Below are 18,755 nucleotides of genomic sequence, written 5' to 3'. Positions count from 1 at the left end.
GGACGTCTGGCGGCGCGGTGCCGTCGCCTCGATGATACAGGTACTTCACTGATTTAGATAACCAAGTGAATCTTTCACTCATCTAATTATCGGGTATGATGACGACCACCCCGTCCGATCAGAGAGGGGCACGCATGGCTTCCGCCCCCACTCGCGTACGCTCGGCGCTCCTGGCCTACCTCGAGGCGCGCACGACGGCGGTCACCGCGGCTCGCCGCGAACTCGGACTCGGCGAAGGCGATGCGCGGGCGCTCCTCCACATCGCCGAGCATCCCGGCATCCGCCCCACGCAGCTGCGTGAGCACCTCGCCATCACCTCTGCCGGGGTCACCGCCCTCATCGACCGGCTCGTCGATCGCGGCATCGTCCGTCGCGACGTCGATCCCGACGATCGGCGCGTCAACCGCATCTCGGTCACGGTCGACCTCGAAGACGATCCGTGGTCTCAGCTGACGCGATTCGACACCGATTTCGATCAGGAGGTGCTCGACGTGGACGAGCTGCGTGGCGAGGACTTCTGCGACCTGCTCGAGTCGCTCACCTCGGCCACGGTGCTGCGCGGCTCCCGCTAGGCCGGGCCCGGTCCGGGTCCTCCGTAGGCGGCCGACTTGGATTCGAGGAAGGCGCACAGCGCGGAGAGCACCGACAACTCGGCGGACAGCTTCATCAGGCCCGCGGAGTCGAGCACGACGGCCTCCTCGCGCGGCTCCATCGTCACGACCCACCGCCGGGAGTACGGCGCCTCGGGCTGGACGTAGGTCACGGTCGAGGCGTTCGCGAGCTGCACGCCCACCAGCCCGGTGTTCTCGCCGTCCTCGCTGTCCTGCGGCATGACCTTGAGAGCGCCCGATACCGGGTATCCGAGAGTGCGGAACTCGTCGAGCCACACCTCGAGGGTCTCGCGACTGCGGAACGGCATCGGGCACCCCTTTCCGGCGCGGCGTGCGTCGTTGAGGTAAACCTATTCCGTCCTGGACCCCCAGGGCCACGCCTGGCGCGGAGTCGCGCGCCGCCTGTCCGGGATCCGTCAGACCTGTCCGCGGACCGTCAGATCCACTCGTCGATGTACTCGCCTGCGACCGACGGGCGAAGGCGCCGTGTCCGGGTCTTGAGCTCTGTCACGGCGGCCTCGTCGATCAGCTCGTCACCGGCCCCGTCGACGGGCTTCGCGACGAGCTGGCTCGCCGGCCCCACGAGGAAGACGGCTTCCTGGTCGGTCCCGTCGGCGTCGCGGACCGGGATCACGATGCTCTCCGCCGCACCCGCTCGCGCCAGCGCCTGGCTGTAGTCGACGAGCGCCAGGGCGACGTCGTTCCCGGTGAGGAACTCGTTCCCCGCGTAGACGATCACCATCACCCTCTATGACTACACGCCTGGCGTTCTCTTGCCCTACCCGTTGTCGATGCCCCGCCGGGCTGGTACCGTCCGCCTCCTCCGAATCCGATTCTCAAGATCGTCGATTCCGGCCTCGGGTGTGCGACGCGTTCGATGAGGGCGGCGTCCGGTCGCCCCTGCGAGAGGATCACACCATGAAGTACATGATGTTCGTCGTCAGCGACGCCGCCCCCGACCAGCCGTCGGACGAGTCCGACATCGACCTGTGGGTCGACCCGCTCGACGCCGCGGGCAAGCGGGTCATCGGCGAAGTCCTCGCACCCCCCGCCGAATCGACCGTCGTGCGCGTGCGCGGCGGGAAGGTGATGACCACCCGTGGTCCGTTCGCCGAGACGAGCGAGGTCATCCTCGGATTCGACATCCTCGAGGTCGAAGACCTCAATGAGGCGGTCGAGATCGCAGCGCGGCATCCGATGGCCCGCAACGGTCAGATCGAGCTGCGCGCGTTCGCGCCCTGGAACCCGTGACCGGCCGCGGCTGACGGGTCGGGGGTGGGGAATCCCTGGAATCCCTCGCGATTACATGGACGTCCATGTAAAATCACCATCGTGCTGAAGAAGGCACGGTGATTTTCATCAGGATGCCCCACAAGGGCGACCTGGTGAGCGAAGGAGCAACGATGTCCATGACGATCACCACCCCCGACCCCCGCCTGTCAGACGACGAGAGGGACGCGATCCTCGAGGCCGTGCGGGACTTCGCGCAGTCCGAGCTCGCGCCGCACGCGCTGGAGTGGGACGAGGCCAAGACCTTCCCCGCCGACACCCTCCGCCGCGCCGGTGAGCTGGGGCTGGGCGGCATCTACGTCCGCGAGGACGTGGGAGGCACCGGGCTCAGCCGCTCGGACGCGGCGGCCATCTTCGAGGCCCTCGCCGCGGGCGACACCGCCGTCGCGGCGTACGTCACCATCCACAACATGGTCGCGTGGATGATCGACACCTACGGCTCCGACGCCCAGCGCGGTGAGTGGCTTCCCCTGCTGACCTCGATGCAGGGCTTCGGAAGCTACTGCCTCACCGAGCCGGGAGCGGGGTCGGATGCCGCGGCCATCACCACCTCCGCCATCCGCGACGGCGACGAGTTCGTGCTGACCGGCGTCAAGCAGTTCATCTCCGGGGCGGGTGCGGCATCCGTCTACATCGTCATGGCGCGTACGGGGGAGCCGGGCGCCCGCGGCATCACGGCCTTCCTCGTCCCCGCCGACACTGCGGGGCTGTCGTTCGGAGCCAACGAGAAGAAGATGGGGTGGAACGCGCAGCCCACGCGCCAGGTGATCGTCGACGAGGTGCGCGTGCCCGCCGCTTCGATCCTGGGGGCCGAGGGCCAGGGCTTCAAGATCGCGATGTCGGCCCTCGACGGTGGACGCATCAACATCGCCGCGTGCTCCCTCGGCGGGGCGCAGTGGGCGCTCGATCGCGCGGTCCGCTACGTGCACGAGCGCTTCACCTTCGGCGAGCCGCTGGCGGAGAAGCAGTCGGTCGTGTTCACGCTGGCCGACATGGCCACCGAGCTGCGCGCCGCGCGGGCCCTGGTGCGGGATGCCGCGGCCGCCCTCGACGCGAAGGCGCCCGATGCCTCGATGCAGTGCGCGATGGCCAAGCGCTTCGCGACCGACGCGTGCTTCCGTGTCGCCAACGAGGCCCTCCAGCTCCACGGCGGCTACGGCTACCTCCACGAGTACGGCATCGAGAAGGTGGTGCGCGATCTGCGGGTCCACCAGATCCTCGAGGGAACGAACGAGATCATGCGCGTCATCATCGGCCGCCAGCTGCTGGGTGCCTGACATGCGCATCGCCTTCCTCGGCCTCGGCCACATGGGCCTCCCGATGGCGCGTAACCTCGCCGCCGCCGGGCACGACGTCGTGGGTTACGACGTGTTCGCCGGAGCGAGGGATGCCGCGGCCGCCGCGGGTCTGCGCGTCGCCGGGTCCGGGCCCGACGCCGTCCGGTCGGCGTCGGCCGAGATCGTGATCACGATGTTCCAGTCCGGTGCGCAGGTGCACGGCGCCTACCGTGGGATCGACGGCGCCGACGGGCTGCTGGAGGCCGCTGCACCCGGCACGCTCTTCGTCGACTGCTCGACGATCGCGGTCGACGAGGCCCGCGCGGCGCACGAGCTCGCGGTCGCGGCAGGACACCGGGCGCTCGACGCGCCGGTGTCGGGTGGCGTGGTCGGCGCCGAGAACGCGACGCTCGCGTTCATGGTCGGCGGGACCGACGAGGACTTCGAGCTCGCACGGCCGATCCTCGAGGCGATGGGGCGCCGCGTGGTGCACTGCGGGGCAGCCGGACTCGGTCAGGCCGCGAAGGTGTGCAACAACATGATCCTCGCGGTGTCGCAGATCGCCGTGGCGGAGGCGTTCGTGCTCGGCGAGCGGCTCGGCCTGTCCCACCAGGCCCTCTTCGACGTCGCCTCGAACGCGTCGGGCCAGTGCTGGGCGCTGACCACCAACTGCCCGGTGCCCGGTCCCGTGCCGACGAGCCCCGCGAACCGGGACTTCCAGCCCGGCTTCGCCGGCGCGCTCATGAACAAGGATCTCGGGCTGGCGGAGCAGGCGGTCGCCTCCACCGGCGTCGAGGCCCGCATGGGCATGCTCGCGCGGGACATCTACCGCCGGTACGCCGAGGGCGACGGTGCGGGCAGGGACTTCTCCGGCATCATCGAGACGATCCGCGACGCGGGCTGACGCGGTCGCGCTGCGACGTCGTCACGTCTCGACGTCGTAGCGGGCGGCGATCCAGTCGTCCGGCGAGAGGCGCTTGAGGGTCTTCGCCGGGAGGATCCGTCGCGCGGCGACCTCGGCGACGGCTGCGGCGTAGGCTTCGGCGATCTCCTCCCGCGCGGCCTCGGGCGCCGTCTGGAGCGCCGCGGCGGTCTCGTCGCGGGCATCCTCCGATGCGCTGATCGCCTCGTTGCGCTGCCGGCCGCGATCGGTGGCTCGCGGACGGCGGATGAATTTTCCGCCGGCAGCACTCGCCCGGGACAGACGGTGAGCGCCGATCGCCAGCGCGACGGTGACAAGGACTGCGAGGGCCGACACGGCTGCCGCGGCGATCGCGGCGGGGAAGACGTCGTCGGTCACGAGGCGCACGATCATGGCGATGAGGCACAGGGCGGCGAAGATCGCGCTCGTCACCACCGCCGTCTCACGTGTCACGGCGCGCGAATCCTCGTACTCCGCGAGCAGCGCGGGCCGTTCACGACGGACGAAGACGAGGCCGACGGCGAAGAGCACGAAAGCGACCGCATAGCTCACGAGAACCGTCGGCGCTACGACGGGGAGGCTGTTCATCTCCGTCCCGCCGGTGAGCCGCCCGATGCCAAGAGCGGAGCCCATCGCCCACGCGACCGCGAGCGATCCCAGGACGTCGGGCCACGGAGTCACCAGGCGAGTTCTCCGAGGGGTCTCCTCCGAACCCGATTCCCACCCCTGGACGCGGACGGCGAACCGGCGATCCGCCGACGCCAAGTCTTCTCGCGTGGCGGGGTCCAGCGCGGAGACGAGCGGCTCCTGCAGGTCACGGGCGACAGCGCGGGGCGCCGCGTCGGCGGTGAGTGCGAGCGATCGGGCGGCGGTCACGGCGCGGCCTCGCAGATCCGTCACTCGTCCTCCAGCCGGACGGACGTGACCAGCCGATCGGCGTGGGGCTGCATGACCGTGGCGTAGGCGATCGTGTCCGCGAACGCCGTGGCGACCAGCAGCGAGTCACCGCGCCGGAAGGCGTAGTCGAATCGACCCGCCTGCGCGTCCGGCTTCGAGGATGCGGTGACCACAGCAGAGCGGCGGCCCGAACCCCAGTAGGGGTCCTCGATCGTCTCGACGTTGGGCAGCAGCACCGCCGCGGGGTCGTCCCGCACGGCGTCGTCGAGGTCGGTCGCGGCATCCTCCAGCACCTGCACCCCGACGAACCCGATCGCCGGGGCGAGCGACACCGGGCAGAAGACGAGCAGCTGCCCCGTGAGCTCGGTGCGCATCTCGAGCGCCGTCAGCCCCACGCGCCGCAGGGCGTCCTCGAGTCCGGGCGTCAGGTCGCCGAGCTCCCGTCGATAGTGCTCGACGACGGCGCCGGGCCAGCCGTCGTCCGTCTCGTCGGGCACGGGCAGCCATGCGCCGTCGTCGTAGTCGAGGTGGTAGTGGATCATGCGGCGTGGGGTTCCCAGGTGAAGGTGCTGATCAGCAGGTCGCTGAGGTGGACGAGGCCGTCGACAACGGGTCGCACGTCGATGTCCACGCCCGTCGGCACCGGGATCGTCGTGGTGAACTGCAGCGCCTTGCGCCTTCCGGAGCCCGGAATCGGGATGAGGTAGTCGACGACGTGCGCGGCCGCGCCCTCCACCTCCCTGCGCGGTGAGACCGGGGCCTCCCAGCGCACGATCGAGCGATCGTCCGTGAGGAACTCCGCCCCGCGGTCGCGTCGCAGCTGCGCCACCTGCCGGTCGAGCGTGCCTCCGAATTGTCCCTCGACGACCGATGCGACGATCGACATCGGCAGGGGGGAGTCCGTGGCGGAGGAGGTCTGGAGGTACAGCGCGAACGCCTTCGCCTGCTGCATCTTGCGGTACGCCACTTCGAGCATCGTGCGCATCTCGGCGTCGAGCTCGGGACGGTGCTGGGCACGGAAGACGTCCGACGTCCGGCGGATCAGCTGATCGACGCCCGCTCGATCGGCGGGGATCTCCTCCCAGCCCTCGGGGAGGAGCAGTCGGTACGCGGGGACGGGTCTGGTCGGTTCGGCCATCTCGATCAGGCTAGCGCGAGAGCTGCTCGCGCCACGTGTCGATCTCGGCCGGGAGCTCGAACTGCGGCTCCACGGCCGAGCCGACCTGCTGCGCGGTGTCGCGACCGAAGCCGAGGCCCTTCACGACGAAGTCGCCCCAGTTCGCGACGCGCTGGGGGAGGTCGATGACCTCGGTGCCGCGCGAAACGATGTCCGAGGCATCCGACACGGCGTTGACGACCGACTGATGGTGCGACGAGTACGCGGCGAACTCGTCGGCGATGTTCACGGTCCACGCGCCGCCGCCGCGGTTGATGTTCGCCCACAGGGTTCCGCGGCCGATGTCGCCCAGGCGCAGTCCCGAGAACGTGTCGGCGATACGCGACGCGAGTCCCGCGCGCGCGACGTTGCCGAGGCCGTGTCCGGTACCCATCGTCTCGACCGCGACGCGGATGCCGCGGAGGCGCCGGATGTCGCCGATGGCGTCGCCGATCTCGAAGACGGGGCCGGCGAGGAACTTCAGCGCCTGCAGGCGCGAGCCGGCCTTGAAGAGCGAGCCGAGGCGGCCGAACGGGAGGACGCCGACGATGGCCCACGCGAGGTCGCCCTTGGTGGCGCGGCCCGCGTCGTACAGGATCAGGGTGCCCAGGAGCACGACGACGGCGAGCGCGACCGCGATGAGCGCGAGGATGGGGCCGCCGATGACGAGCGCGGCGATGGTCACCACGAGGCCGATGACCGTGACGACGTCGACGATGATCTGCACGATGTCGGCGATGTTGTCGGTCCACGAGTCGCTGACGTTGCCTTCGGTCGCGTCCTCGATCGCCCCGAGCGCGGCGTCGTAGGCCTCGTCCCACACGTTCCACTGCGAGTCGAAGTCCTCGAGCAGGCCGTCGAGGTAGACCTGGGCGTTCCCGGCCGCGATGCCCGCTTCGCGGGCCTGCCAGCGGTCGGCGTCGTGGGTGCCCTTGGCCGTGGTGTCGGTGGGGTCGTAATCGGCGGAGTCCTCCGCGGTCTCCTGCGCGTCCTCGGCCGCGGCGATCTTCGCGTCGAGCTGGCGCTTGGCCTCCTCGATCTCGAGGACCAGGGGGCGGAGCTTGCTCTGCACGCCGTCGAGCGCGTGGCCGTAGGTGGTCATCGCCGTTCCAGTCGGCTTGTAGCGCTCGCCGGCCAGCGCGAGTTCCTCGTGGGCGTCGCCCACCTCCTCGCGGATCTTCTCGATCGAGCGGCCCTTCTGCTCCTCGGCACCGTCGGCGATGGCGCTGAGCACGCCGGCCGCGCCGATCATCTGCCGCCCGAGCCGCGAGATCTCGCGCCCGCGATCGATGATGCCCTGCGCATCGCCCTCGATGACGTGGACCCGGTGCTGGTTCTTCGTGTAGATCGTGGTCATCGTCGTCTCCTGCTAGCGCACGGGGAGGTTGTCGGCGTCGGACTCGCGCAGCGCGAGATCGCGGGAGAGCTCGAGGTCGAACTCCTCCCAGCCCGCGCACGTCGACTCGACGGCTGCCTGGATATTGCTCAGCTTCTCGAGAAGCTGCTTGCGGCGGTCGTTCCAGCCGCCCTCGAACTCGTGCGTGCGCTTGTACAGGCTGTTGCGCCCGTCCGGTCGTCCGATGAGCTCCTGCAGGTCGTCCGTGCGCTCTTCGGCGTCCTCGAACTCGACGATGATCTGCTTGAGAGACCCGTTGAGCCGGTTCAGGTGGTCGACCTTGATGTAGACGTCAGGCATGTCCGCTCCAGGGAGGACGGCGACGGGAAGGGGAGCTCATCCCCTTCCCGTCGCGCGGTGATCAGTTGCCGGCGAGTGCCTGGTCGGTGTCCTTGATCGCCTGCTGCATCTTGCGCAGCGACTCGCCCATGTCGGAGATGCCCTCGATGGCCTTCTCGAGACCCGTCGTCAGCTCGGTGTAGCCCTCGCCGAACTTGCCCGACGCGTGCTGCGTCTTGAAGTCGTCGCCCAGCAGGCGGTCCACGTCGCTCTTGAGACGGCGCAGGATGTCGCCGATCTCCTCACGACCGGTGTCGAGCTTTCCCGACATCGCTTCCATCTCGCCGTATGAGGCCTTGAAATCCGCCATGATCAATCCCTTCGGAGAATCCGTGGTCCGCGGTGCGGGCCGTCGCCAGGCTAACCGCACATGTGCGCTGCGGCCCATGGGGAGGATTCCCCATGCTCGAGGCTCTACACTCCGCTCGCGCCCCGCGGCCTACGATCGAAGGTGCTGCGACGACGCGACCCGGGCTGGAGGCCACGATGACCGAGTACGAGACGATCCTCGTCGAGACGCGCGGACGCGTGGGCTGGATCACGCTCAACCGTCCCGAGGCGCTCAACGCCCTGAACACCCAGACCATGACGGATGTCGTGGCCGCGGCATCCCTCTTCGACGCCGACGACGCGATCGGAGCGATCGTGCTCACGGGCTCGGAGCGCGCCTTCGCCGCCGGCGCCGACATCAAGGAGATGGAGTCCAAGTCCGGCCTCGAGATGTTCATGGGCGACCACTTCGGCGACTGGGCGCGGTTCGCGGCGGTCCGCACGCCGGTGATCGCGGCGGTCTCGGGCTACGCGCTCGGCGGGGGGTGCGAGCTGGCGATGATGTGCGACATCATCCTCGCCGCCGACAGCGCGAAGTTCGGGCAGCCCGAGATCAACCTCGGGGTGATCCCGGGGATGGGCGGCTCGCAGCGCCTCATCCGCGCGGTGGGCTACTACAAGGCGGCTGAGCTGATCCTGTCGGGTCGCATGATGGATGCCGCCGAAGCCGAGCGGTCCGGACTCGTGTCGCGCGTCGTGCCCGCCGCCGAGCTCCTCGACGAGGCGGCGAAGCTCGCCGACGGCATCGCGGCGAAGTCCCTGCCCGCGCTGTACGCCGCCAAGGCCACGCTGGACGCGGCGATGGAGGTGCCGCTGGCCGAGGGCCTGCGCCTCGAGCGGCACGTGTTCGCGAGCCTCTTCGACACCGCCGACCAGAAGGAGGGGATGGCGGCGTTCCGCGAGAAGCGTCCGCCGGCCTTCCAGGGCCGCTGACCCCCGCGCCGCTGCGGCTAGAGCGGGTCGGGCTGCGGACGGGGGTCGGTGAAGTCCCCGGAGTCCTTGCGGAAGCGGGCGATGATCCGCACGAGCTCGGCGGTGTCGGCGCCTGACAGCCCGACGTCCTCGAACACCTCGGAGTTGAGCGCCGCCGTGGCGTCCTCGACGAGGTTGACGCCCGCCGACGTGATGACGAGCATCGCCGCCCGTCCGTCGACGGGGTGCGGCTCCCGCGAGACGAGACCGTCGCGCGCCAGTCGGTCGACGGTGTTCGTCACGCTGGTGGGATGCACCTGCAGCCGTGCGATCGCGCTGGCCATCGGCATCCGTCCCGATCGGGTGAAGGCGAGGAGCCTCAGCAGCTCGTAGCGCGCGAACGACAGCCCGAAGGGCTTGAGCGTCGCGTCGATGCGCGCGAACATCAGCTGCTGCGCGCGGATGATGGAGGTCACGGCGGTCATGCCGGCGGCCGCGGACTCCCAGCCGTGCGCGACCCACTGCCGCTTCGCTTCGGCGATCGGATCGACCGGCAGTCGTCGGCTGGCAGACACGGGCACCTCCTTCCCCCACCGTATCGCCTGGACGCCCGCGGGACCCCCGGAACGGCGCGGGTTTGGAGGGGTCAATGTATACACAGACCGGGCCTCCGGGCGGGTCTTGTGGGGTGCCTCCTCCCGATTGGGTACATAGACGGGCGCGCCATAGACTCGTGCGCAGCGTGAGGAGATGGCAATGAAGATCGTCGTCCTGGTCAAGGAAGTCCCGGATACCTACGGGGATCGCAAGCTCAGCCTCGAGACGGGCCTGGCCGATCGCGCGGCGAGCGAGTCGGTGCTGGACGAGATCGGCGAGCGGGCGCTCGAGGTGGCGCTGTCGTACGCCGACAAGAACGCCGGAACCGAGGTCGTCGTGCTCTCGATGGCGCCGGAGTCGGCCGCGGCCACGGTGCGCAAGGGGCTCGCGATGGGCGCGGCATCCGCGGTGCAGGTGGTCGACGAGCAGCTGCTCGGCGCCGACATGGGGCTGACCGCCGAAGTGCTCGCCGCCGCGCTCACCCGCGTCGGCTTCGATCTCGTGATCGGCGGCAACCAGTCCACCGACGGATCGGGGGGCATGGTCCCCGCGATGGTCGCCGAGCTCCTCGACGTTCCCGGTGCCATGTCGCTGAACTCGGTCGAGATCGAAGAGGGCAAGGTGTCGGGCACCCGCGGGTCGGACGGGGCGACGATGCAGGTGACGGCGGACCTCCCCGCGGTCATCACGATCACCGAGGCGCTGCCCGATGCCCGGTTCCCCAACTTCAAGGGCATCATGGCGGCCAAGAAGAAGCCGTTCGAGACGCTGTCGCTGGAGGATCTCGGCATCGAGGCTCACAGCGCCGAGGCCTCGCGGTCGATCGTCATCGCGCTCAGCGAGAAGCCGCCGCGCGAGGCGGGCATCAAGATCGTCGACGAGGGCGACGCGGGCGAGAAGCTCGCCGAGTTCCTCGTCCAGAACCGGCTGGCGTAAGGGGCTGTGGTGGTGGATTTCGCGGATGATTCGATCCTGGTCCTGCTGGACGTGACCCCGTCGGGCGCGCTCGCCAGGTCCGCCGCGGGGCTCCTGGGAGCCGCCGCCCAGGTCGGAACACCGGTGGCGCTGATCGTGGGCGACGCTGCGCTGGCGACGGATGCCGCGGCCCTCGGCGCCTCGGCGGTGCTGGTCGCCGCCCCCGGCGAGGGACTGGTCGTTCCCGTCGTCGACGCGCTCGTCGCCGCCGCGGACCTCGTGCGCCCCGACGCCGTGCTGGCGTCGCACTCGATCGAGGGACGCGAGGCCGCAGGGCGGTTCGCGGCTCGCACGCGGTCGGCGATCGCGGTGGATGCGGTCGGCGTCTCGCGCGACGCCGAGGGGGTCGTGGCGCACCACTCCGTGTACGGCGGCGCGTACAACGTCGATTCCGCCGTGACGTGGGGCGCCCCGGTGATCACGATCCGTCAGGGCGCGATCGACGCGCGCGCCGAGGCCGTCGTCTCGCCGGAGGTCGAGACGCTGTCGGTGACGTCGTCCGGACGCAAGGCGGCGACCGTCGTCTCGGTCGAGGAGGTCGCGGTGACCTCGTCGCGTCCCGAGCTGCGCGGAGCGGCCAAGGTCGTCTCCGGCGGTCGCGGACTCGGCTCGGGCGAGAAGTTCGCGCTGGTGGACCAGCTCGCCGACGTACTCGGGGCAGCGGTCGGAGCATCCCGTGCCGCCGTCGATGCCGGATACGTCCCGCAGTCGTACCAGGTCGGGCAGACGGGCGTCTCGGTCGCGCCGCAGCTCTACGTGGCGCTCGGGATCTCGGGTGCGATCCAGCACAAGGCCGGCATGCAGACCGCGAAGACGATCGTCGCGATCAACAAGGACGCGGATGCCCCGATCTTCGAGATCGCCGACTACGGTGTCGTCGGCGACCTGTTCACCGTGGTGCCGCAGCTGATCGCCGCGCTCGAGGCGAAGAAGGCGTAGTCCCGCGGTGGCGACGTTCGGAGGGACCATCCGTCGCGGGCTGCCGCGACGTCCGGGTGGCGAGCCCTGGCCTCCGGCCGGCGAGGCGCCGGCTGGTGTCGGGGCCGCCGCGGAGGGTGCCGCCGCGGCCGTCACCCAGGGCGTTGCCGACCGGTCGGAGGGCGCGGTCGCCGAGGTCGACTCCTCGCGCGGCAGTTCCCGACAGTCGCTGCAGGACGATGTGCAGCGGATGCCGCAAACTGCAGCGGTCGTGCCTGCCCCCGCCTCCGCGGCCTCCGCCGGTGACGCCCGGCGGCACATGCGCCGCGGGCTGCCCCGCGTGCCCGGTGGCGAGCCCTGGCCCCCGGCATCCGTCGTACCCGACGCCGAACCCCCCGAGACAGCGGCGCCCGCCGCCGAACCCGCCCCGCGCACGGGCGCGGGGGCGGCTGCCCTCGCCGCGGGGATCGCCGCGACCGCGCCGTCGCCGTCGCCGCGCGTGCAGACTCCCCGGCCCGCGCCGGAACACGCTCCTGTTCTCGATGCCGCCGCGCCCGCCGTGCCCGACGCCGCCGCTCCCACCGACGCCGACGCGCCCGCCGCGTCCGACGCTCGTGCGATGCGCCGCGGCCTGCCCCGCGTGGCCGGCGGCGAGCCCTGGCCGCCGCCCGGTCTGTTCGCCGCGAGCGCCGCGGCCCCGGCATCCGCCCCCGCCGCGTCAGCCGCCCCCGCGCCCGCCCCCGAGACAGACACTTTCGTGCGAGACAGTGCGTCTGAACTCTCCGTCTCGCACGAAAGTGGCACTCTCGAAACACGCACGGAGTCGGCGCGCACGGACTACTCCACCCCGTTGCCGTTCACTCGCACGGTGTGGGAGGGCGCCGCGGCGCGCACCCGCCCTGAGCCGAAGGCCGAGCCGCAGCGGATCGGACCCTTCACGCGTCTGCAGTGGGCCGGGATCGTGATCGTCGGCGGCGGCGGCCTGCTGTACGCCGGGCTCATGGTGGTCTTCGCGGTGCAGTGGCTGCTGTCCACGACGTGGGGGACCGACTTCCTGGCCGCGTACCCGGGCGAGTACCACCTGCCCGAGGGAGCCCCCGTCGGCTTCCCGGCGTGGCTGGGGTGGCAGCACTTCTTCAACGTGTTCCTGATGGTGCTGATCATCCGGTCGGGGTTGCAGGTGCGCACCGAGAAGCGCCCGAGCGTCTTCTGGTCGCCGCGCTGGAACGGCAAGCGCAAGATCAGCCTGAACCTGTGGTTCCACCAGTCCCTGGACATCCTCTGGATCGTCAACGGCGTGATCTTCGTGGTGCTGCTGTTCGTGACCGGGCAGTGGATGCGGATCATCCCCACCTCGTGGGAGGTGTTCCCCAACGCGGTCTCGGCTGCCCTGCAGTACGTGTCGCTCGACTGGCCGACCGAGAACGGCTGGGTCAACTACAACGCACTGCAGCAGCTGGCCTACTTCACCACCGTCTTCGTCGCGGCGCCGCTCGCGATCATCACCGGCGTGCGGATGTCGGGGATCTGGCCGAAGAACGCTACGGCCCTCAACAAGGCGTATCCGGTGGAGTGGGCGCGGGCCGTGCACTTCCCGGTGATGCTCTACTTCGTGCTGTTCATCTTCGTGCACGTCGTGCTCGTGTTCGCGACCGGCGCCCTGCGCAACCTCAACCACATGTACGCCGCGCAGGGCTCGACCGACCCCGACGCGTACGCGATGAACTGGACGGGCTTCTGGATCTTCGCGCTCTCGATGCTCGTCATCGTCGCCGCCTGGATCGCCGCCCGTCCCCTCGTCCTCGCCCCCATCGCCCGCCTGTTCGGCAAGGTCAGCGGACGCTGACCGTCCCACACCCGGTTGTTGAGTAGGCGCGCAGCGCCGTATCGAAACACGGCAAGGTCAGCGGACGCTGACCCTCCGCACCCGGCTGTTGAGTTGGCGCGCAGCGCCGTATCGAAACAAGGCGCGGCAACGACGAACTAGGTGCGGGGAGTGGATGCCGCGCCCGCGGCGTATCCCTCGGCGTAGGCCTCGTCGGCCCCGAGCCGGAACATGTCGCGCTCGAGCGGGCGCACGATCGAGCGGGCTCCGGGGAGGTCCAGCGGACCGACGAGATCGGCTCGCCCGCGGACGACGGCGACCGGCCGGCGCGACGCCTTGCCCTTCACGAGGTCGGCGGCGGCCGCCAGTTCGTCGGCGACGCACGGCATGGTGACGACGAGCGGGCGGCCTTCGGCATCCGTTCCCCCGCGCAGGTCCTCGAACACCCGCACACCCGCCGCGCCGATCGCGTGGTCGGTCTGACCCTCGCGCCAGGCGCGGCCGAGGGTGTCGGACACGAGCACACCGACCTCGACGCCCAGCCGTTCGCGCAGGGCGGCGGCGATCGCTCGAGCCGAGGCATCCGGGTCCTCCGGCAGGAGCAGGATCGTCCCCTCGGGGGTGTTCGAGGCGTCGACTCCCGCCGCCGCCGACACCATACCGAGGCGGTTCTGCACGATGCGCGTGACGCCGCCGTTCGGAGTCGGGCGGGTCGCGACGATCCGCACCGTCTCGGCCGTGATCGCGTCCTCGCGGTCGTCGGCGGTGACGAAGCGGTCCTCGGCCTTGGACACGATCTTCGACGTGACCACGAGGATGTCTCCGTCGGCCAATGCTCCGGCCGCGGCTTCGGTGATCACGGCCGCGAGATCCGTGCCGGCCGAGATCTCGGGGATGCCGTCGAGGGCCCAGACCTGGAGCACGGAATCAGCGGCGTTGCGAGGCGTCAGCGGACGAACCGCACCTCGGTGAGCGTCTCGCCCAGGAACGGCTCGGTGTGCGTCGCGCCGTCGAGGGCGAAGCCGTTGCGCGTGTAGAAGCGGTGCGCGCGCGGGTTGTCGTCGGCGACCCACAGGTAGACGGGCTCGTCGGCGGCCACGACAGCGTCGAACAGCTTCTGGCCGATGCCGGTGCCGTGGTACGCGTCGAGGAGGTAGATGAAGTAGAGCTCGCGGAAGCGCGGGGCGTCCTTGTCGCGCGCCGGGCCCGACCCGGCGAAGCCGACGATCTCGCCGCCGACGAGGGCCGCGAACATCTTGAACTCCGGCCCCTGGACGGCCCAGTGCGTCCACAGCTCGGCGAGACGCTTGGGCGAGACCGCCTCGAGCGCGGCCTTGCTGATGAGGTGGTCGTAGGTCTCGTGCCAGCAGGTGGCGTGCACACGGCCGAGGGCCTCGGCGTCGACGTCTCGCACCGGACGGACGACGATGTCGGTCTGGATGTCAGCTCCCATGGGCCAGACTCTACGCCGGGCCGCGCGCCACGCGAAATCGGACGGCGTCCATCGCGCTCGCGGGCTTTCCGCGGGCGAGGGCACGTCGTGCGGCGAGGGTTCGATGTCGTTCTCCGACAGAGCCTCTCACGACGCGGTCTCCGGATGCGGCACCCAAAAGAGGGGATTTCTGAGCGCACCGAGCTGTTTCGGCCCCCGCAACTGGGGGAGCCCGCCTCCGGACTGGGCGCCGCACGAGGCACACTCGAGACGCCCAGGGGCCGCGGCGAGTCGCCGGCCCCTTGTGGCATGTACGGCGGCGCGACCCTCCGGGCTCCGCCCCGCATCGGTCCGCCCCGTATCGGTGGATCACAGACACGGCCCGCGGCCGTGCGCACAAGGGGGACAGGGTGAAGAAGACGCAGAGAGCTCGACGCGGATTCCGGAGCGTGATCGCCGTGGCGGCGATCGTCCTGGCGTCTCTCGGGGTTCAGCCCGCGGCCGCGGATGAGAACTCGATCACCACGCTCTCGCTCACGCAGATCACCGCGGCCTCGCAGCCGTCCGGGAGCCCGTTCCAGTACCGCCTCTCCTACAGCTGCAGCAACCTCGACAACGTCGTCTGCGGCGAGGACCCGGTCATCACCGTGCCGTTGGGCGACGCCGCCGCGATGGCGGTGGATGTCGCCGACAGCGCGGCCGTCGTTTCGTGGGAAGTCGTCGGCGACGACCTGCGCATCGTCCTCGACGACCTCGCCGAAGGATCCGCCGGCACCATCGACTTCACCGTCACGCCGCCCAACCGCACCACGCCGAACGGCACGTCCTGGACGCTGGATGCCGAGCTGGCCTTCGGCGACGGCGTCACCCCCGGTGCGTCGGCTCCCGGGTCGGTCGCCTCGACCGCGACGGCGGCCGCGAGCCTCGTCGTGCTGAAGGACGCGTCGCAGCGATTCCAGGTGCCCGGCGGTGAGATCAGCTACGACATCCGCTGGACGTGCCCCCAGTCCGGCGACGCGCGTGGCGTCGAAGACCTTCGTGCGCTGACGATCGTCGACACGCTCCCCGCGGGGCTCACGTTCGTCTCGAGCTCGCCCGCGGCGACTGCGGTCAACGGTCAGACCATCACGATCGACGTCGATCCGGATGACCTCGGATCCGCGTGCCGCACGGGCGCGACGTCGTCGTCGGTGACGATCGTCGCGACCGTGGATGACGACGTGACCGACGGCACGGTGCTCACCAACACGGTGACGGCCACGGGGACTCCCCTGAGCGGATCGCCGACCGTCGAGTCGACCGACGACGCCCGCATCACCGTGGTCGACCAGCTCGGCGCCGGCGAGCCCTCGAAGTCGGGCTACGGACCCGTCACCCACGAGGTCGGCGACCCGGACTCCTGGTACGAAGACCGCGGCGGCTACCTCTCCGGCACGTTCCCCGGCGCCTGGCTCGACACCGGCGCCGCCGCCGTCCGCGACGGCCAGGCGCTCACCGCGTCCGAGCTCGTGTACGGCGTCGTGGAGGCCATGTACGGGTTGAGCGTCGCCATGCCCGGCCCGGGGTTCGAGCACGCGGTCGTCGATCCGATGCCCTGCACCGATTCCTCCGCGGGACCCGTCTACACCAGCAACGAACCCGGCGACCTGTGCCAGAACATGGCCTTCCACCCCACCATGGTGACCGTGCGCGGCTCCTCCTCGGCGACCACCGGCGGCGTCGATCCCGACTACCTTCCCCGGGGGCGCCTGGCGGACGGCACCGTCATCGACCTCGAACCGGGGCCGATCGTCGCCTCGGAGGTGTCGGACGGGCTGCTCGCCTTCCGCACGTACTACGTGCCCGAGGAGGCCGTGGAGAGTGTGGCGGAGCTGGTGTTCCCGCGGTCGGCGTCGATGACGAACCAGTCGACGACCTACACGGTCGGCGGGTACATCGATGACACTCACGCAGCGGGCGACGTGATCCGCAATGACTTCACGCTCGACACGTTCGTGCCGGACGAGGAGGAACCCACGGCGACGAGCGTCAGCGAGTACGGCTCGGTGTATGTGCTCGACAGCCCCCAGGTGGGGGTGCAGAAATGGGCGGACAGCGCGGGCGACGACAGCAGCTTCGCGATCGAGGCGAGCTTCGTCGCGCCCGACGTCTCTCAGCTCGCCGGGCCCCTGACGATCACGGATCGACTGCCGGCCGGCCTGCAGATCTCGGGACCGATCACGAGTGACGGCGCATACGAGTGGACGACCGCGACGACCGTCGACTTCGACTGGGACGTCACTCAGGCGCTCGACCCGGCGACCGGCGAGACGGTCGTCACGATCGAGGTCCCGTACGAGCAGTTCGCGGAGGTGCGCACCGGCGGCAACTGGAGTATGGGCTTCGTCATCCCGGTGATCCCCGAGTTCCCGGGTGAGTACCCGAACGTCGCGCAGGTCACGATGAACGACGGGGCCGTCGACGACACGCTCTGTCGGCGGGGAACACCCGTCGAGGGAACGTCCGGCGTGGGCTTCGCGTGCCAGGATGACGCGACACTCGTCATCGACCCCGAGCCCGGCTCGGATGCCGTCCAGGTGTTCAAGACGGTGCGCGGCAGCGAGGACGACGCATTCCTCCGCAACCCGGCGATCGGCGCCGTGTCGGCCGACGGTGGCCCGGTGGCCTACCGGCTGAACTGGACGAACAAGAGCAGCGCAGAGGTCGGCGACGTCGTGCTCTACGACCTCCTGCCGAGTGTCGGCGACACCGGGACTCTCGCCGAGACCGCGGGTCACCAGCGAGGCTCGACCTTCACTCCCGCGCTGGTCGGCATCGCGGCGCTGCCCGGTGGCGTGTCCGTCGAGTACTCCGCCGCGACGAACCCGTGTCGCGATGAGGTGTACCCCGACGCGACCAACACCACGTGCGTCGACGACTGGGCGCCGACCGCCCCGGCCGACCTGTCGACCGTGACCGCGCTGCGGTTCGTCTCGACCGAGACCTACGGTTTCGACGAGGGCTTCGTGATCGAGCTGACCATGACGGCCCCCGAGATCGCGACGCCGCAGGACATCGCCTGGAACACCTTCGCCGCCGCGCAGACGAACCTCGACACCGCCGAGGCGATCCGTCCGGTCGAGTCGGCGCGCGTGGGGCTGGCGCGCCCCGACTTCGGCGCGGGCGAGCCGCAGTGGTCGCTGCGCAAGGAGGCTCTCGTGGACGGGGCGGTGATCCCCGACGGCACCGCAGTGAACCCCGGCGACACCGTGACGTACCGCGTGATCGCTACCAACGAGGGCACGGCCGCGATCGAGGACGTCGTGCTAAGGGATGACCTCAGCCGCGTGCTCGATGACGCAGCCTTTGTGGTCGGGTCTGCGGAGCTGTCGGTGACGGGCAGTGCCCCTGTCGTCGTGGGCGACCCCGTCGGCGACACGCTGCGCACCGAACCGTTCGCACTGCCGGTCGGCGCCGAGGCCGTGCTCACCTACCAGGTGCGCGTAGACGACGACGCGTGGGACCGAACCCTCACCAACGTCGTGACGGGCGAAGGGGGCACGGAGGAGAATCCGACGCCGCCGCTCCCCTGCGACGACGACTGCACCACGGAGCAGGTCACGCCGCCGCAGCCGTCTGAGACGCCGGCGCCCACACCGGCTCCGGCGGACGACGAACCCGAGCTGGCGGTGACCGGCGGCACCGTGGCCTGGACGGCGATCGGAGCTGCCGTGGTCCTGCTCGTGGTCGGAGGACTGCTGCTTCGCCGCCGGCGCGAGCGCGACACGACGGCGTGACGCGCTCAGTCGCGCGTCGGCGCGGTGCCCACCCCGGTCTCGCAGCACCCCGTCGGTTCGAAATGGCCATGCCGCACTGTCGGAACCCCACAACCGAATCCC

General features: G+C 70.5%; 20 protein-coding genes. 9 read left to right on the top strand and 11 right to left on the bottom strand.

The window, feature by feature from the left end; translation table 11 throughout:
• Positions 1 to 134 precede the first annotated feature (134 nt).
• Entirely contained in the window at positions 135 to 572 is a 438-nt protein-coding gene (locus ACFQ0P_RS04770; RefSeq protein WP_204980884.1) for a MarR family transcriptional regulator, read from the top strand.
• Here the strand turns inward: ACFQ0P_RS04770 and ACFQ0P_RS04765 are convergent.
• Together ACFQ0P_RS04765 and ACFQ0P_RS04760 are read right to left on the bottom strand one after the other, a co-directional pair.
• Positions 569 to 919: a hypothetical protein gene (locus ACFQ0P_RS04765; protein WP_204980882.1), complete on the bottom strand. Its 351-nt coding sequence runs from the start codon at positions 917 to 919 to the stop codon at positions 569 to 571. The genes ACFQ0P_RS04770 and ACFQ0P_RS04765 overlap by 4 nt on opposite strands.
• A 128-nt stretch (positions 920 to 1,047) precedes the next feature.
• Positions 1,048 to 1,356 (bottom strand): hypothetical protein, encoded by a 309-nt coding sequence (locus tag ACFQ0P_RS04760; RefSeq protein WP_204980880.1) that lies wholly within the window; start codon positions 1,354 to 1,356, stop codon positions 1,048 to 1,050.
• 173 nt (positions 1,357 to 1,529) lie between these two features.
• Here ACFQ0P_RS04760 and ACFQ0P_RS04755 point away from each other — a divergent pair, with 173 nt between their 5' ends.
• From ACFQ0P_RS04755 to mmsB, 3 genes are all read left to right on the top strand, one after another.
• Entirely contained in the window at positions 1,530 to 1,862 is a 333-nt protein-coding gene (locus tag ACFQ0P_RS04755; protein ID WP_204980878.1) for a YciI family protein, read from the top strand.
• Between the two features lie 152 nt (positions 1,863 to 2,014).
• Positions 2,015 to 3,178, top strand: coding sequence for an acyl-CoA dehydrogenase family protein (locus tag ACFQ0P_RS04750; protein ID WP_204980876.1), 1,164 nt, complete (start codon positions 2,015 to 2,017; stop codon positions 3,176 to 3,178).
• Position 3,179: 1 nt separating this feature from the next.
• On the top strand, positions 3,180 to 4,082 hold the full coding sequence (mmsB, locus tag ACFQ0P_RS04745; RefSeq protein ID WP_204980874.1) for a 3-hydroxyisobutyrate dehydrogenase: 903 nt from the start codon (positions 3,180 to 3,182) through the stop codon (positions 4,080 to 4,082).
• Between the two features lie 21 nt (positions 4,083 to 4,103).
• Here mmsB and ACFQ0P_RS04740 read toward each other — a convergent pair whose 3' ends face one another.
• The 6 genes from ACFQ0P_RS04740 to ACFQ0P_RS04715 all read right to left on the bottom strand — a co-directional run bounded on the left by ACFQ0P_RS04740 (position 4,104) and on the right by ACFQ0P_RS04715 (position 8,198).
• On the bottom strand, positions 4,104 to 4,976 hold the full coding sequence (locus ACFQ0P_RS04740; RefSeq protein WP_204980872.1) for a hypothetical protein: 873 nt from the start codon (positions 4,974 to 4,976) through the stop codon (positions 4,104 to 4,106).
• Between the two features lie 20 nt (positions 4,977 to 4,996).
• The gene (locus tag ACFQ0P_RS04735) at positions 4,997 to 5,539 is read right to left on the bottom strand and encodes a hypothetical protein (RefSeq protein ID WP_204980870.1); all 543 of its coding nucleotides are present in this window, start codon (positions 5,537 to 5,539) and stop codon (positions 4,997 to 4,999) included.
• Positions 5,536 to 6,135 carry a hypothetical protein gene (locus tag ACFQ0P_RS04730; protein ID WP_204980868.1) on the bottom strand — a complete coding sequence of 200 codons (600 nt, stop codon included), beginning with the start codon at positions 6,133 to 6,135 and terminating at the stop codon, positions 5,536 to 5,538. The genes ACFQ0P_RS04735 and ACFQ0P_RS04730 overlap by 4 nt, the downstream gene beginning before the upstream one ends.
• A 10-nt stretch (positions 6,136 to 6,145) precedes the next feature.
• Positions 6,146 to 7,510, bottom strand: coding sequence for a hypothetical protein (locus ACFQ0P_RS04725; protein WP_204980866.1), 1,365 nt, complete (start codon positions 7,508 to 7,510; stop codon positions 6,146 to 6,148).
• Positions 7,511 to 7,522: 12 nt separating this feature from the next.
• Complete coding sequence (locus ACFQ0P_RS04720) at positions 7,523 to 7,849, bottom strand: hypothetical protein (RefSeq protein ID WP_204980864.1); 327 nt, start codon at positions 7,847 to 7,849, stop codon at positions 7,523 to 7,525.
• A gap of 61 nt (positions 7,850 to 7,910) precedes the next feature.
• Positions 7,911 to 8,198 (bottom strand): WXG100 family type VII secretion target, encoded by a 288-nt coding sequence (locus ACFQ0P_RS04715; RefSeq protein ID WP_204980862.1) that lies wholly within the window; start codon positions 8,196 to 8,198, stop codon positions 7,911 to 7,913.
• A gap of 176 nt (positions 8,199 to 8,374) precedes the next feature.
• On the opposite strand from ACFQ0P_RS04715, the gene ACFQ0P_RS04710 reads away from it, so the two are divergent.
• Entirely contained in the window at positions 8,375 to 9,151 is a 777-nt protein-coding gene (locus ACFQ0P_RS04710) for an enoyl-CoA hydratase (protein WP_204980861.1), read from the top strand.
• 17 nt (positions 9,152 to 9,168) lie between these two features.
• Here the strand turns inward: ACFQ0P_RS04710 and ACFQ0P_RS04705 are convergent, their stop codons facing one another.
• On the bottom strand, positions 9,169 to 9,705 hold the full coding sequence (locus ACFQ0P_RS04705; protein WP_204980859.1) for a MarR family winged helix-turn-helix transcriptional regulator: 537 nt from the start codon (positions 9,703 to 9,705) through the stop codon (positions 9,169 to 9,171).
• A gap of 181 nt (positions 9,706 to 9,886) precedes the next feature.
• Here ACFQ0P_RS04705 and ACFQ0P_RS04700 point away from each other — a divergent pair, with 181 nt between their 5' ends.
• The 3 genes from ACFQ0P_RS04700 to ACFQ0P_RS04690 are packed head-to-tail and all read left to right on the top strand — an operon-like array spanning position 9,887 to position 13,466.
• Positions 9,887 to 10,663, top strand: a complete 777-nt coding sequence (locus ACFQ0P_RS04700) for an electron transfer flavoprotein subunit beta/FixA family protein (protein WP_204980857.1) — start codon at positions 9,887 to 9,889, stop codon at positions 10,661 to 10,663.
• A 9-nt stretch (positions 10,664 to 10,672) separates the two neighbouring features.
• Positions 10,673 to 11,641 carry an electron transfer flavoprotein subunit alpha/FixB family protein gene (locus tag ACFQ0P_RS04695; RefSeq protein WP_204980855.1) on the top strand — a complete coding sequence of 323 codons (969 nt, stop codon included), beginning with the start codon at positions 10,673 to 10,675 and terminating at the stop codon, positions 11,639 to 11,641.
• A gap of 7 nt (positions 11,642 to 11,648) precedes the next feature.
• Positions 11,649 to 13,466: a cytochrome b/b6 domain-containing protein gene (locus tag ACFQ0P_RS04690; protein ID WP_378771497.1), complete on the top strand. Its 1,818-nt coding sequence runs from the start codon at positions 11,649 to 11,651 to the stop codon at positions 13,464 to 13,466.
• 137 nt (positions 13,467 to 13,603) lie between these two features.
• Here ACFQ0P_RS04690 and ACFQ0P_RS04685 read toward each other — a convergent pair whose 3' ends face one another.
• Both ACFQ0P_RS04685 and ACFQ0P_RS04680 read right to left on the bottom strand, forming a co-directional pair.
• Positions 13,604 to 14,395: a coenzyme F420-0:L-glutamate ligase gene (locus ACFQ0P_RS04685; protein WP_204981534.1), complete on the bottom strand. Its 792-nt coding sequence runs from the start codon at positions 14,393 to 14,395 to the stop codon at positions 13,604 to 13,606.
• Positions 14,392 to 14,898, bottom strand: coding sequence for a GNAT family N-acetyltransferase (locus tag ACFQ0P_RS04680; protein ID WP_204980853.1), 507 nt, complete (start codon positions 14,896 to 14,898; stop codon positions 14,392 to 14,394). The genes ACFQ0P_RS04685 and ACFQ0P_RS04680 overlap by 4 nt, the downstream gene beginning before the upstream one ends.
• A gap of 389 nt (positions 14,899 to 15,287) precedes the next feature.
• Between ACFQ0P_RS04680 and ACFQ0P_RS04675 the strand changes: the two genes are divergently transcribed.
• Positions 15,288 to 18,653 carry a DUF7927 domain-containing protein gene (locus ACFQ0P_RS04675; RefSeq protein WP_204980851.1) on the top strand — a complete coding sequence of 1,122 codons (3,366 nt, stop codon included), beginning with the start codon at positions 15,288 to 15,290 and terminating at the stop codon, positions 18,651 to 18,653.
• Positions 18,654 to 18,755: the final 102 nt, after the last annotated feature.

The organism is Microbacterium insulae (assembly GCF_042677065.1).
In the GTDB taxonomy this organism is placed as follows: domain Bacteria; phylum Actinomycetota; class Actinomycetes; order Actinomycetales; family Microbacteriaceae; genus Microbacterium; species Microbacterium insulae.
The sequence above is the reverse complement of the archived record's forward strand: the minus strand, read 5'-3'. Positions and strand labels throughout refer to the sequence as shown.